This is a genomic window from Mycetohabitans sp. B8, assembly GCF_021991875.1.
Taxonomy (GTDB): Bacteria; Pseudomonadota; Gammaproteobacteria; order Burkholderiales; family Burkholderiaceae; genus Mycetohabitans.
Genome location: NZ_JAHLKR010000019.1, coordinates 138043 through 152565, shown reverse-complemented (window position 1 = coordinate 152565; position 14523 = coordinate 138043). Strand labels below are relative to the sequence as shown.

The window sequence follows — 14523 nt, the reverse complement described above, 5'->3', positions numbered from 1 at the left end:
ACTGATGGCCGAGGCAACCGGCATGTGCTGCGAGCATCTTCGCGAAGGGGCAGCATGTTAACATCGCTGGCCATGCCGCACTACCGGTCTTGGCTACATCAAAGGGGAATACATGTCCGTCAGTTCGTTTCATCACCGGCGTTTCGGCACGCCATTGTCGCCGGGCGCGACCCGTGTGATGCTGCTTGGTGCCGGCGAGCTGGGCAAAGAGGTGACCATCGCGTTGCAGCGGCTCGGGGTCGAGGTGATTGCGGTTGATCGCTATGCCGACGCCCCCGGCCACCAAGTCGCGCACCGTGCGCACATGATGGACATGACCGATGGCCGCGCGCTTCGCGCACTGGTCGAGCAGGAGCGCCCGCATTTAATCGTGCCCGAAATCGAGGCGATCGCCACCGATGAGCTTGCCGCGATCGAAGCGCAGGGACTGGCCGAGGTGATCCCCACCGCGCGCGCGGCGCAATTGACGATGAACCGCGAAGGCATTCGCCGCCTGGCCGCCGAGCAACTGCAATTGCCGACCTCGCCCTACGCGTTTGTGGATTCACTCGACGCGCTGCAAGCCGCGATCGACGCCGGTATCGGCTACCCGTGCGTGGTCAAGCCCGTCATGTCGTCCTCTGGCAAAGGCCAGTCGGTGCTCAGGAGCGCTGCGGACACTGAGCGGGCTTGGCAGTACGCGATGTCGGGCGGGCGCGTGCATCACGGCCGGGTGATCGTCGAGGGCTTCGTGCAATTTGACTATGAAATCACGCTGCTCACCGTGCGAGCCACCGATCCGGCAAGCGGCGCGATCGCGACGTATTTCTGTGAGCCGGTGGGCCACCTGCAAGTGGACGGGGACTACGTCGAATCATGGCAACCGCAGCCCATGAGCCCGCTTGCGCTCGAGCGGGCGCACGAGGTCGCTCAGCGGATTACGGCCGCACTGGGCGGGCGTGGGCTGTTTGGGGTCGAGCTATTCGTCCGTGGCGATCAGGTCTGGTTTTCCGAGGTCAGCCCGCGTCCGCACGATACTGGGCTCGTGACGCTGGCCACGCAGCGCTTTTCCGAATTCGAATTGCATGCACGTGCGATCCTTGGCCTGCCGGTGGACCCCGCGTTGCGCTCGCCCGGTGCATCGGCGGTGATCTACGGCGGCCGCGACGAGAAAGGCATTGGCTTTGACGGTGTTGCCGATGCGCTGGCGGTGCTGGGCGCGGACCTGCGGCTATTTGGCAAGCCGCAGAGCTTCGTCAAGCGCCGTATGGGTGTGGCGTTGGCGGTGGCGTCGAGCGTGGACGACGCCCGCGAGCGCGCACGCACGGCGGCCGGCTGTGTTAAACCAGTCAGTGGTGCGTATGATCAAGCCGCGCATGAACGGTGACGCTCCAGAATGGTGATACGCTATGGTAGCGGTTGTTCGAATCGCGGTTGGCATACTGTGTGCTCGCGCTGGCGGGCCTGAAGCGCGTGCCGCCGGTCGGCCACGTGGCCGTAGCGCTGATCGACGCGCGCGCGGATGTGATCAATCCATGATCGCCCCGCGCTGCATGTGCGTTTCCGATCTCCTACAATGACAACTTAACAGGGTCCTGGATCTGGCCGCAGCGGGCCAATGCATGTGTGTTCGCTGCCCGATTGATTGACAACGCTGGGGGGCGAAGACATCCGCTACGCGATCGAGGACATACCCGAATTGTGCTGAGGGTGACACGCAGTGCATGCGCGCCGTCACGCCGGCTCCGGCCTTGGCCGCGCAAAGTGCTACAATTTAAGGCTATTTCCGGTATTTCATTAGGGGCAGCCGCGCACGCGGCCGCTTGAGCGAACGCCCATACATGTCAGATTCAGCCATTACTCCACGTTTCGTTCCGACTGACGCGGGGGCTTGCGGTGCCACAGCAAGCGCCGCCGCCTCCAGCTCCGCGCCAGCCGCCGCCCCGTTGTCATTCGACGGGTTCGGCCTTGCCGCGCCGATCCTTCAGGCGATAGTCGAACAGGGCTACACGAAGCCGACGCCGATCCAGGCGCAGGCGATCCCCATCGTGCTGGCCGGACGCGACGTCATGGGCGCAGCGCAGACCGGTACCGGCAAGACGGCCAGCTTCTCGCTACCGATCATTCAGCGTTTATTGCCGCTCGCCAGTACCAGTGCGTCCCCCGCGCGTCACCCGGTGCGGGCGTTGATTCTGACGCCCACGCGCGAACTCGCGGACCAGGTGGCGGCCAATGTGCATGCGTACGCCAAGCATACCCCGCTACGCAGCGCGGTCGTGTTCGGCGGCGTCGATATGAATCCGCAGACGGCTGAATTGCGTCGTGGGGTCGAGATCCTGATCGCGACGCCCGGCCGGCTGCTCGATCATGTGCAGCAAAAAAGCACGTCGCTGGCGCAGGTGCAAATGCTCGTGCTCGACGAGGCCGACCGGATGCTCGACATGGGCTTTTTGCCCGACTTGCAGCGGATCTTGAACCTGCTGCCGAGCCAAAGGCAAACGTTGCTGTTTTCTGCGACATTCTCCGCCGAAATCAAGAAGCTTGCGTCGACCTACTTGCGCAATCCGGTCACGATCGAGGTGGCCCGCAGCAATTCGACGGCATCGAACGTGCGGCAAATCGTCTTCGAGGTGGCCGAGCCGGACAAGCAGGCGGCGGTCGTGCAGCTGATTCGTCAGCGCGGATTGAAGCAGGTGATCGTTTTCTGTAATAGCAAGATCGGTGCGAGCCGGCTTGCAAGGCAACTGGAGCGCGATGGCGTGGTGGCCACCGCAATCCATGGTGACCGTTCGCAAAGCGAGCGGATGCAGGCGTTGGAGGCGTTCAAGCGCGGCGAGATCGAGGCCTTGGTTGCGACCGACGTGGCCGCGCGCGGCCTGGATATCGCGGAGTTGCCGGCGGTGATCAATTTCGACTTGCCATTCAATGCGGAAGACTACGTGCACCGGATCGGGCGCACGGGCCGTGCTGGGGCATCTGGCGACGCGCTGTCGTTGTTCAGTGGCAACGAGCGCAAGCAACTGGCGGACATCGAGAAACTGATCAAGCGGGCGTTGACCATCGAGCCGCTCGAGTTGGATCGGCCAGCACGGCAAGGCCGCTCGCGTTATCGCGACGATCGCGACGATAACCGTCGCGATCGACATGCGCACGTTGCAGACCGGGTGCGCGCGTCAATGCGTGACGCCCAGCCGGTCGATGACTTCTTCACGAAGCCATACGAGCCGTCGCCTTCGGCCCGCCAGACGTCGGAACGTGTGGAATCGAGCTCATCGGCCGACAAGAAGACGCCGAAGCGACCGCTGGCCGCGCTGCTGGGCGGCTTCGGCATGCCGCGCCGGAATTCGTAAACGGTGTCACGCGCGCGCTGCCAGGCGCGCACCCCAAGCAGGCACGGCCTCGCGATAGAACGCCTCCAGCGTCGTGCATCGTTGGGGTGCCAACGCGAGTCCGAGATGCGACGCCGCAGCTAATAGCGCCTTGAGCGGCCGGTCGATGTCAATCGGCGGTGCACCGGTTTGCTTGCTTAATTTCTCGCCCTGCGCATTGACGACCACGGGCACGTGCAGATAAGCGGGCGTCGGATAGCCGAGGCAGCGCTGCAAGTAGATTTGCCGCGCGGTGGAATCGAGCAGGTCTGCGCCGCGCACGACGTCGGTAATCCGTTGCTGTGCGTCGTCGACGACCACCGCGAGTTGGTAGGCCCAGACGCCATCCGCGCGCCTCATCACGAAGTCGCCGACCTCGGTGGCAAGATTCTGCCGCTGCGCATGCTGCCAGCGGTCATCAAAGACAATCACTGCATTTTCTCCGTCCGGCACCCGGATGCGCCACGCACGCGCTGGCTTGCCGTGCAGTCCGCTTCGACACGTTCCCGGATACGCGAGCGTCGTGTGTCGAACGTGCGCACGCAGCAGCGAATCGGCGATTTCCTTGCGTGTGCATCCGCATGGATAAATCAGGCCCGCCGTATTCAACTGAGTGAGCGCTTGCTGGTACAGTGCGGTGCGAGTGCTTTGCCATACCGGCGTTTCGTCGCAGTGCATGCCGAGCTGGTGTAGCGTCTTCAGGATGTGTTCGGCTGCGCCGGGAACCGTGCGCGGTATATCGATGTCCTCTATTCTGACCAGCCACGTGCCGTCATGCGCACGTGCGTCCAGGTAGCTCGCCAGTGCGCTGACCAGCGAGCCTTGGTGTAGTGGGCCGCTCGGGGACGGCGCAAAACGGCCACGATAGCGGCGCGGCGGCGCGACCTCGGTTATCATCTGCATCGCAAAGCGTTTCTATATCACAACCAACGGGCAAGCCGCACCCATCGCGACTCGACCGGGCGGGCATCATGTGTCGATTTGTGCCAATGCCTTGGATGACAGGCACGCATCGTTGGCGCAGTGCGGGCACTGTTTGCCGGCGACATAAAGCGGCGATTGTTGTTCGGTCGGGGTGACGACCGCGCGGCATGCGAAGCACTGCACGGTGCCGGTCGGTTCGAGTTGCGGGTTGAGCGCCGTTCGATGATCGAACACGAAGCAGTCGCCATGGTAGTGAGCGCCGCCCACCTCCTCGAAGTACTTCAGGATGCCGCCATCAAGCTGGTACACGCTGTCGATGCCAATGTTGTGCATGTGGATTGCGGCTTTCTCGCAGCGGATGCCGCCGGTGCAGAACGACACGACGGTCTTGCCTGCCAGCGTGTCTCGATGTGACGCGACAGCATCCGGAAACTCGCTGAACTTCGTCAGCCGATAGTCGATCGCGTTGTCGAATGTGCCTACGTCCACTTCGAACGCATTGCGCGTGTCAAGCATCACTACGGGACGGCCGGCGTCATCGTGCCCGCGATCGAGCCATTGCTTCAGGGTGCACGCATCGATCGCCGGCGCGCGGCCGGCTTCGGGCCGTATCGCCGGTGATTTCATCGTGATGATCTCACGCTTGAGCCTGACTAGCATGCGTCGGAACGGTTGCTTGTCCGACAGACTTTGCTTGAATGGCAAATCCGCGAACTTACCGCCAAACATCGGGTCGGTGCGCAGGTAGTCGATGAACGCGTCGGTTGCCTCGCGGCTGCCGGCGATGAACAGATTGATGCCCTCGGGCGCTAGCAGAATCGTGCCGCGCAGCGCCAGCGCGTCGCATCGCTGTCGCAGCACCGGACGCCACGTGTCGATCGCGTCCAGCGAAATGAATTTGTAGGCGGCAAGGTTGACGATACTCATGGTGTGCTGCTCTTGGCGAAAACAGAAATCAATGTGGCCGTGCGGCGACCATGGACAGGAGGGCGCTTGGCTTGCCCGTCGACCGAGATGGCACCGGCGCCATAGGGTTGTATTATCGCCGATCCGTTGCCCGGACCGCATCGGCCGGTTGACCAGCGAGCGGTCGCGCTTATTCATATAGGCCGTCTTGCTCACATCGTCCGTCTCGCCGACTGGGCCGCCTGGTGCAGACCGGTATGCTGTCGTGAGGGCCGGCGCTGCAGCATGACGGCCGGTGTTGCTCCCCGCAAGGTAAAATACCTGTATGTCTGATCCACGCTTCGTCCATCTGCGCGTTCACTCCGAGTTTTCCATTGCCGACGGCATCGTGCGTCTTGACGACGCGGTCGAGCGGGCAGCGGAAGACGGGCAAGGCGCACTTGCACTGACCGATCTCGCCAACGCGTTCGGTCTGGTGCGTTTTTACAAGGCGGCTCGCGCGCACGGCGTCAAGCCGATCTTTGGCGCCGACGTCTGGATCTCGAACCCCGACGATCGGGATAAGCCAGCACGGCTGCTATTGCTCGTCAAGGACCGGCGTGGCTATCTGAACCTGTGCGAGTTGCTCAGCCGCGCGTGGTTGACAAACCAGTACCGCGGCCGGGCCGAGGTTGACTGCCAGTGGCTCGAAACGGGCCTTGCCGAAGGCCTGCTGGCGTTGTCCGGCGCGCAACACGGCGACATCGGCATCGCGCTGGCCGCGGGCAATGTGCAGGCGGCCGCACGCCATGCGCAGCGTTGGGCGGCGATCTTCCCGAATGCGTTTTACATCGAGCTGCAGCGGATGCGGCAACCGGGTGTCGAAGCTTATGTACAGCAGGCGGTGGAGCTTGCTGCGCAGTTGAGGCTGCCCGTAGTGGCGACGCATCCGGTGCAGTTCATGACGCCGGAGGACTTCACCGCGCACGAAGCGCGCGTGTGTATCTCCGAAGGCGACATATTAGCCAACCCGAGACGCGCGAAGCGGTTTTCAACGGACCAGTACTTTTTCACGCAGCAGCAGATGTGCGAGCTGTTTGCCGATATCCCGTCGGCGCTGGCCAACACGGTGGAAATCGCCAAGCGCTGCAACCTGACGCTCGAACTGGGCAAGCCCAAGCTGCCGTTGTTCCCGACACCGGACGGCATGTCGCTGGACGATTACCTCGTTCAATTGTCCAAGGCGGGACTCGAGCAGCGCCTCGAGCAGCTGTTTCCGGACGCGGTGCAACGGGACGCACAACGCCAGACGTATCAAGAGCGGCTGGCGTTCGAGTGCGACACCATCATCAAGATGGGTTTTCCGGGTTACTTCCTGATCGTCGCGGACTTCATCAACTGGGCTAAGAACAACGGAGTGCCGGTGGGGCCAGGGCGGGGGTCAGGCGCCGGTTCGCTGGTGGCGTTCGCGCTCGGGATCACGGATCTGGATCCGTTGCGCTACAACCTGCTGTTCGAGCGATTTCTCAATCCTGAGCGTGTCTCGATGCCGGACTTCGACATCGACTTCTGCCAGGATGGCCGCGATCGCGTGATCCAGTATGTGAAGAGCAAGTATGGTGCCGATGCGGTGTCGCAGATCGCCACGTTTGGCACGATGGCAGCAAAGGCTGCGGTGCGCGACATCGGCCGCGTGCTGGACTTGGGTTACAACTTCACCGATGGTGTCGCGAAGCTGATTCCGTTCAAGCCCGGCAAGCATGTGACTATTGCCGACGCGATGAAGGAGGAGCCGCAGCTGCAGGAGCGATTCGACAACGAAGACGAGGTGCGCCAGTTGCTCGAACTTGCGCAACGCGTCGAAGGGTTGACGCGCAACGTCGGTATGCACGCCGGTGGCGTGCTGATCGCGCCGGGCAAGCTCACTGATTTTTGTCCGCTGTACACGCAGGGCGACGACGGTGGCGTCGTCAGCCAGTACGACAAGGATGACGTCGAGGCCGTCGGGCTCGTCAAGTTCGACTTTCTCGGGTTGACCACGCTCACGATCCTCGACTGGGCCGAGCGCTACATCCGGCGACTGGACCCGTCCAAGCAGAACTGGTCGCTCGCGCAGGTGCCGCTGGACGACCCCGCGTCGTTTACGATCCTGAAGAACGCCAATACGGTGGCGGTGTTCCAGTTGGAAAGCCGCGGCATGCAAGGCATGCTCAAGGATGCGCAGCCCGATCGCTTTGAGGACATCATCGCGCTGGTCGCGCTGTATCGGCCGGGCCCGATGGATCTGATTCCGAGCTTTTGCGCGCGTAAGCATGGACGGGAAACGGTCGAATATCCGGATCCCCGCGTCGAGCCTGTCCTGAAGGAGACCTATGGCATCATGGTCTATCAGGAGCAGGTGATGCAGATGGCGCAGATCATCGGCGGTTATTCGCTTGGCGGCGCGGACTTGCTGCGTCGCGCGATGGGCAAGAAAAAGCCTGAGGAGATGGCCAAGCATCGCGAGCTGTTCCGTGAAGGGGCGGCCAAGAATGGCTTGAGCGCGGAAAAGGCCGACGAGATCTTCGACTTGATGGAGAAGTTTGCCGGCTACGGCTTCAACAAGTCGCACGCGGCGGCGTACGCACTGCTCGCGTATTACACCGCGTGGCTCAAGGTGCATCATCCGGCCGAATTCATGGCGGCCAACATGTCGCTCGCGATGGATGACACCGACAAGGTGAAGGTCCTTTTTGAGGACTGCATCGCGAACCATCTGACGGTGCTGCCGCCGGACATCAATCAGTCGGCCTACCGCTTCGAGCCGGTGGCCGATGCGCCGGGCAAGCGTTCGAAGACAATCCGCTACGGCCTGGGCGCGATCAAGGGTAGTGGGCAGAACGCGATCGAGGAAATCCTACGGGCCCGCGAGTCGCAGCCGTTCAGCGACCTGTTTGACTTCTGCGAGCGCGTTGATCGCCGCATTGTGAATCGCCGCACGATCGAAGCGCTGATCCGGGCTGGCGCATTCGATTCGCTACACGAGAACCGGGCGCAACTGCTCGCGTCGGTGCCGCTGGCGATGGAGGCGGCCGAGCAGGCGAGCGCCAATGCACTGCAGGGCGGTCTGTTCGACATGCCCGATGGCTCGAGCGGCCATCAGCATGAGCTCGTCGACGAGCCGGCGTGGACCGAGAAGCGCAAGCTGCAGGAAGAGAAAGCGGCGCTCGGCTTCTATATTTCCGGGCATTTGTTCGACGCATACAAGGACGAAGTGCGACGCTTCGTGCGCCAGAAAATTGGGGCGTTGAAGGAAGGGCGCGACAAGGTGATCGCCGGCGTGATCACTGCGATGCGCACGCAGATGACGCAACGCGGCAAGATGCTGGTCGCGGTACTCGATGATGGCACTGGCCAATGCGAGGTCACGGTCTTCAACGAGATCTACGACGCGAATCGCGCGCTCTTCAAAGAAGACGAACTGCTGGTCGTGCAAGGGCAGGCGCGCAACGACAGCTTTACCGGCGGCATTCGCTTCACCGTCGACATTGTCATGGACCTGGAACGCGCGCGCCGCCGCTATGCGGACGCACTACTGTTGTCGATCAATGGCAATGCGGACCCGAGGCGGTTGCGTGATTTGCTCGAACCCCACCGGCTGGCGGCAACTGCGCAGTCCGAACAGATGCCGGTGGCCACCGGCATGTCGGGCCGAGCGCGCCATGCCGGTGGCCCAACGCGTGGCCCAGCGGGCGATGGCGGAAGCGGGCGTCGCAACGGCGACGCGCGTGGCGGCCCGGAGCCGGGCGGTTTGCGGGTCCGAATCCGCTATCAGGGCATGGGCGCGCAATGCGACTCGACGCTGGGCGACGCGTGGCGTGTGAGGCCCAGCGATGACCTTCTCAACCTGCTGCGCGCCGAATTCAGCGCGGGCGCTGTCGAGATCCAGTATCCGCAGCGCTGACACCACCGAAAGGATTGACTTGACTACACCCGAGAACAGCGTGGCCAGCAGCGTGGCCAAGCCCGTCGCGCACGTCGATGTGCTGGCCCGCATTGGCCAGATCGTGCGGCCGTACTGGTGGGCTGTCGTGCTCGCGATCGTATCGATGGGGGGGGTGGCGGCGGCCGAGGCGGGCATTCCGGCGTTGCTCAAACCGTTGATCGACAAGGGTTTCGGCACGAAGGACCCGAGTTCGTCGGTCCGCTGGTATGTTCCGGTGGCGATCATCGGGCTCGCGCTGGGTCGCGGGCTTGCACAGTACGCGTCCGGCTACCTGCTGTCCTACGTGTTGAACCGCGCTTTGTTGGACCTGCGGTTGCAGATGTTCCAGACGATGCTGCGCGCACCGGCCGCTTTCTTCCAGCGCGAGACGGCCAGCACGATCATCAATGCGATCGTATTCGAGGTGAACCAGGTGCTCAACGTGTTGACGAACGTGCTGGTCACGCTCGTGCGCGATTCGTTGACGGTGGTGTTCCTGCTCGGCTATCTGTTCTACTTGAATTGGCGGTTGACGTTGATCGTTGCGGTGATCCTGCCGGCGATCGGCTGGCTGGTCAGCAAGATCAACCGGCGTTTGCGTCGGCTCAATCGTGAGCAGCAGATGCTGACTAACCAGCTGTCGTACATCGTCGAGGAGACGGTCGGCGGCTACAAGGTCGTCAAGGTGCACAACGGCGAACCGTACGAAATGGGCCGTTTCACACATATGAGCCGGCGCCTGCGTGGTTATGCAATGCGGGTGACGATTTCCGGGGGCCTGGCTCAGCCGCTGACACAGTTCCTCGCATCGGTCGCTTTGGCGGTGGTGATTACGATTGCCGTGATCCAATCGGCGAACGATCAGACGACGGTCGGCGGATTCGTCGCGTTCGTCACGTCGATGCTGCTCGTGATTTCGCCATTGAAGCACTTGATTGACGTCAACCAACCGTTGACGCGTGGCATGACGGCCGCCGAGCTGATTTTCGGCCTGATTGACGAGCCGGTGGAGAATGCCGGTGGCGAACGGAAACTCGATCGTGCGACTGGCAGTGTCGAATTTGAGCATGTGAGCTTCGACTATGGAGCAACGCAGCGGCCGACGCTCGACGACATCTCGTTGAAGATTGCGCCGGGTGAAATGGTGGCGTTGGCCGGGCCCTCTGGCAGCGGTAAGACCACGCTGGTGAACCTGTTGCCCCGCTTCTTCGATCCAACCGCCGGGCGCGTGTTGATCGACGGCGTGCCGTTGCCCGAATATCGATTGCCGGACCTGCGCAAGCAGATCGCATTCGTCAGTCAGGATGTCGTGCTGTTCAACGATACGATCGCGGCCAATGTCGCCTATGGGCAGCCTGTGAACCGCGATCGCGTCGATGCTGCGCTACGCGCAGCCAGCCTCACGGAGGCGGTCGCGTTGATGCCGGCGGGGATCGATACGCTGGTTGGCGACAATGGCATGCGACTGTCCGGCGGACAGCGGCAACGGCTCGCGATTGCACGCGCGATCTACAAGGATGCGCCGATCTTGATCCTCGATGAGGCGACGTCGGCACTCGATTCGGAGTCGGAGCGCCATGTGCAAGCGGCGCTCGAGGTGCTGATGCGTGGACGAACCACGCTGGTGATCGCGCACCGATTGTCGACGATTGAACGCGCCGATCGCATTCTTGTGCTCGAGGGTGGCCGGATCGTCGAGGAGGGGACGCACGCGGCGTTGTTGCACCGCAACGGTCTGTATGCGAACCTGCATCGGATTCAGTACCAGCAGGGGACGGCGTAGCGGTGCGCGCTACACGCTCGAATTGTGCCCAAATACATTTTGAACCGATCCTGCGGAGTTGGACGGTGGGCGACTATGCTTTCGCGAATGGAGTCCTGTATGCGGGAGGAGGCGCTTTCCTATCGGCAAGCTGCAGCTTGCTTCGGTATTCGAAACTTCGCTATCGTCCGCGATTGGAAGCGTGCGTTCGACGAAGGCGCTGCAGATGGCTGACAAATAAGCGAGTCTGAAGAGGCCAGGACCCGATTGATCTTCGACCAGCACAAAGGTCGGGATGGGTACCCGCATTGATTACCGCCGAAGAACACGCCGTACTGATTGCCAAGCGCGGCGAGTTGCGTGTGACAAAGGTCGGGCACAACTTGCTCAAGGAGCCATTACAAGCATACGGTATGTGTTCATCGCCGAGTTGGCGAGGCGATGCTGGGATAATGCGCCAATTGAAAGTATTTGCAGTTCGCTGAAGGTCGCACGCGTGCATCGATGACACTCGACGCGCGATTACAGCAGCCCCATGATGTTCGAGAAGAACAGGTCCGCGGCTCAACAACGTGTAGCCGCATCATTCCCTGATGCTATGAGATTCGTCAGACAACGGAGAAAGGTAATTAAGGCACAGATTCGCTGCGCAATCGTGCCTTTTGCGAATTTTGGTTGCGGGGGTAGGATTTGAACCTACGACCTTCGGGTTATGAGCCCGACGAGCTGCCAGACTGCTCCACCCCGCGTCTGGAAAGAAAAGAATTATAGCGGGGTCTAACGAGTAGGTCAAATGGTTAGATGATCAATGCGCATGCCATCGTGACGACGCTTGCGCCAGCGACCGTATCAGGACGGGCGCGTGGCTGCCTTAGGAGGCCCCTGAGCCGGTGCAGTCTCGGCTGTGGCAGACTGGGTTCGCACGGTCCGGCCCGTCCGGCGCGGTGGCGTCAACCGGCATGCGTGCAAGTTTGTTCACCAAGCAGCTAGAGCACAAGCAGTCCTGCTCGGAATCCAGCGCGCGGGCAGGCAACGGCGGCAAGTTCGCGCACCAGCATGGGCGGCCGGGATCGTCCGCCCCGCAAACGAATGCTTCGCCGCAGCACGAGCACCGTTGTCCCATTTTTCCCCCATTCAGTTCATCGACACTCGGCCTGGACCCATTTAAGCAGTTCGCGGGCTTCATGCGATAGTTGTACTTCCGGTGAAGCCAGGTGCGGCTACTTCAACACGATGCCGTATTGTAGGGTAATCACTAGTGATCCACGGATAATGTGGCCCCTAGTCAATGCGTTGCTGGACGGGTATCTTATAAGAATTGCCCCCGGCAGTTCAGCGTTTTCAGGCTTCAACGTGACGCCGTGTCACCTCTCGATTTCCTCTGCAATGATCCAAGCTTCGCTCTTCAGATCGTCGACAGTGCGCGCGCCCTGCGTCAGCCTGTCGATTGGACCAAAGTGCCGGAGCATCGGGGCGATGAGCCGCTCGAATAATGACGCGCCGTGAGGTTGGGCCATGTCTTTTCTGAAGGACTTACGGAGAAAACTTGTGGCGCTTGGTATCCGTTTTCTAAGAGGCCCCTTTATTCGTTGAGCAACACGGCGCCGCATTGACTGTTCTATTGGGCATAAGCTGCCAAAATATGCAGGCTGAACCTGCGGTGATAAGCCCGACGCAAATAAAAGTAGCTTTAAAGGTGGGCAATAAACTATCGCTTGCCTGAATGGTGAACAGTGACTGAAAAAGGTTCAATAAAATACTCGCGACAGTGACACCCAGGCTCATGGCGAGCATTTGAACGGTCGCAAATAAACCATTTCCACTGCTGGCGCCTATGCCAACTAAGTCCTTAAGTGTGGCCGCACTCATTGCGGTCGCTTGTATTGAATAAAATCCACCCAAAGCAGCCAACTGGACTACACGAAGCCAAACCGGTTGCTCTGGCGAAACCAATGAAAAACTCACGATTAGGCTGGCTATCAGCAAGCTATTACCAGCCAGGACACGACGGTAACCATAGTTTGTGATGAGCGGGTTAATAAACCGCTTGGCTCCCATGGCAGCCAGGGCCATAGACAGCATCATCAAGCCGGCCTCATAAGGGGCGTAACCCAGGCCTAGCTGTAATAGCAACGGAATCATATAAGGTAGCGCATCTCCCCCCATACGTGTCAGCCCATTGCCGAGCAGACCTATACGATAGGTGCGTACCGCGAACAGGCTAGAAGGAAAAATCGGATGATTCGTATGCGCCGCATATCGACCATAGGCAATCAATGTTACCAAGCTGATTCCCAGTAATACCAAAACGACGGTAAAGGACAGATGGTGGTTCGCCAAGCCATTGAGGGCTAATAAAAGCGTCAGCACGCATGCTGCAAACAGCATATATCCCTTCAGGTCAAAGCGCTGTACCGATAGCTTGATATTTGGGATGGCTATCTGAGCGGCTATGAAGATCATTGTACCAATCGGTACATTAATCCAGAAAATCCATCGCCAGGAAGCAACAGATACGATCCAGCCACCGAACGCTGGTCCCAGGGCCGAACCAAGGAGCCCGGGTATTGCCACAAAGCTCAATGCATGCAAGTACTGGCTTGGAGAATGCGTTCTTAAAATGGCCAGTCGTCCAGCGGGCAGCAATATTCCGCCACCCAAACCTTGAACGACCCGTGCCATCACCAATTCGTCTAAGGTGCGCGAGATCGCACAACCGATTGAGCCTACTGTAAAAAGCGCAACAGCTATTAGAAAGATACGCCGTATACCTAGACGATCCGCCAGCCAGCCGGAAGCTGGGATGACCATAACCATCGCCACCGAGTAAGCAAATACGACCGGTTGCATATGCAATGGATGTCTACCGAGATTGTTCGCTATCTCCGGAAGGGCAGTATTCAACACAGTAGAATCAAGGGTCTGCATAAAGAACCCGGTTCCCACAATCCACAGTAGTACTGTCAATGCTTTTTCACTTCGCATGGCGGTTTTATGGTGCAATGAGATTTCAAAAATACGAGGCCGCTCTATTCCTATTATCTCTATCCCGGAGTTTACGTTGCTTGACAAGAGAGGGTATGCAAAAATGGTTGCTTAACAAACGTACTCTCAGGGTAGAAAATAGTCTACATGATTTGCTTTTTTGGGTACATAGGAATTTTATTGCCACGTGGGCGACCTCTATAACATGTTATGAAAAATATGCATAACTCATCAAATGGAAGGTGTGAGCGGATGTTGATTAATGGTTGTTTTTGGTGGTAAAAAATATATCTCATCAATGGAATATAAGTAGGATTGCTGATTTCCATAACGAATGGCATTGCATTGCAGCCGTGCAGCTATACCGTTGTTGTGCGCTGCTGCCGAAATCTGGCTTGCAGCAGCTCGCGTATGAAGCCGCTCTAAAGGAAGGCAAAAAGCAATGTTCAGATTGCCTAGGCAGACGTGCGCGGAGGGGTCCCCGGCGACGGCCGTGCGGCGAGTCGAGGGCGGGCAAAGCGTCAGCGTGAGGACCCGCAGACTGGCCGTCTCGGAGCGAATGCTGTGCAACTGGGTAAGGGCGATCAGGCCGTTGAATTGAATGGTTCCGGCGCCAAGACCGTCACGCCGGAGTAGAGAGCGCATTCGCGCTGAAG

General features: G+C 60.3%; 10 protein-coding genes, 1 tRNA gene and 1 pseudogene. 5 read left to right on the top strand and 7 right to left on the bottom strand.

What is annotated here, in order from left to right:
* The first annotated feature begins 112 nt into the window (after positions 1–112).
* Together purT and KQH60_RS11380 are read left to right on the top strand one after the other, a co-directional pair.
* Positions 113–1366: a formate-dependent phosphoribosylglycinamide formyltransferase gene (purT, locus tag KQH60_RS11385; RefSeq protein ID WP_237576562.1), complete on the top strand. Its 1254-nt coding sequence runs from the start codon at positions 113–115 to the stop codon at positions 1364–1366.
* A gap of 436 nt (positions 1367–1802) precedes the next feature.
* Positions 1803–3329 carry a DEAD/DEAH box helicase gene (locus KQH60_RS11380; RefSeq protein WP_237576561.1) on the top strand — a complete coding sequence of 509 codons (1527 nt, stop codon included), beginning with the start codon at positions 1803–1805 and terminating at the stop codon, positions 3327–3329.
* Positions 3330–3335: 6 nt separating this feature from the next.
* Here KQH60_RS11380 and gluQRS read toward each other — a convergent pair whose 3' ends face one another.
* Positions 3336–4250, bottom strand: a complete 915-nt coding sequence (gluQRS, locus tag KQH60_RS11375) for a tRNA glutamyl-Q(34) synthetase GluQRS (RefSeq protein ID WP_237576560.1) — start codon at positions 4248–4250, stop codon at positions 3336–3338.
* Positions 4251–4316: 66 nt separating this feature from the next.
* The gene (locus KQH60_RS11370) at positions 4317–5198 is read right to left on the bottom strand and encodes a sulfurtransferase (protein WP_237576559.1); all 882 of its coding nucleotides are present in this window, start codon (positions 5196–5198) and stop codon (positions 4317–4319) included.
* A 304-nt stretch (positions 5199–5502) separates the two neighbouring features.
* On the opposite strand from KQH60_RS11370, the gene dnaE reads away from it, so the two are divergent.
* From dnaE to KQH60_RS11355, 3 genes and pseudogenes are all read left to right on the top strand, one after another.
* Entirely contained in the window at positions 5503–9099 is a 3597-nt protein-coding gene (gene dnaE / locus KQH60_RS11365; RefSeq protein WP_237576558.1) for a DNA polymerase III subunit alpha, read from the top strand.
* Between the two features lie 79 nt (positions 9100–9178).
* Positions 9179–10903, top strand: coding sequence for a lipid A export permease/ATP-binding protein MsbA (gene msbA, locus KQH60_RS11360; protein ID WP_237576766.1), 1725 nt, complete (start codon positions 9179–9181; stop codon positions 10901–10903).
* Positions 10904–11262: 359 nt separating this feature from the next.
* Positions 11263–11465: pseudogene (locus KQH60_RS11355) on the top strand (IS3 family transposase); the annotation flags it as partial.
* 89 nt (positions 11466–11554) lie between these two features.
* Here KQH60_RS11355 and KQH60_RS11350 read toward each other — a convergent pair.
* The 5 genes from KQH60_RS11350 to KQH60_RS11335 form a co-directional block, all read right to left on the bottom strand.
* Positions 11555–11631, bottom strand: a tRNA-Met gene (locus tag KQH60_RS11350).
* Between the two features lie 122 nt (positions 11632–11753).
* Positions 11754–12005 (bottom strand): cysteine-rich CWC family protein, encoded by a 252-nt coding sequence (locus KQH60_RS15075; RefSeq protein ID WP_368669344.1) that lies wholly within the window; start codon positions 12003–12005, stop codon positions 11754–11756.
* Positions 12006–12246: 241 nt separating this feature from the next.
* The gene (locus KQH60_RS11345) at positions 12247–12399 is read right to left on the bottom strand and encodes a hypothetical protein (RefSeq protein ID WP_237576557.1); all 153 of its coding nucleotides are present in this window, start codon (positions 12397–12399) and stop codon (positions 12247–12249) included.
* 52 nt (positions 12400–12451) lie between these two features.
* Positions 12452–13867, bottom strand: a complete 1416-nt coding sequence (locus KQH60_RS11340) for an MFS transporter (protein ID WP_237576765.1) — start codon at positions 13865–13867, stop codon at positions 12452–12454.
* A 231-nt stretch (positions 13868–14098) separates the two neighbouring features.
* Positions 14099–14512 (bottom strand): hypothetical protein, encoded by a 414-nt coding sequence (locus KQH60_RS11335; RefSeq protein ID WP_237576556.1) that lies wholly within the window; start codon positions 14510–14512, stop codon positions 14099–14101.
* Between the last annotated feature and the right edge of the window lie 11 nt (positions 14513–14523).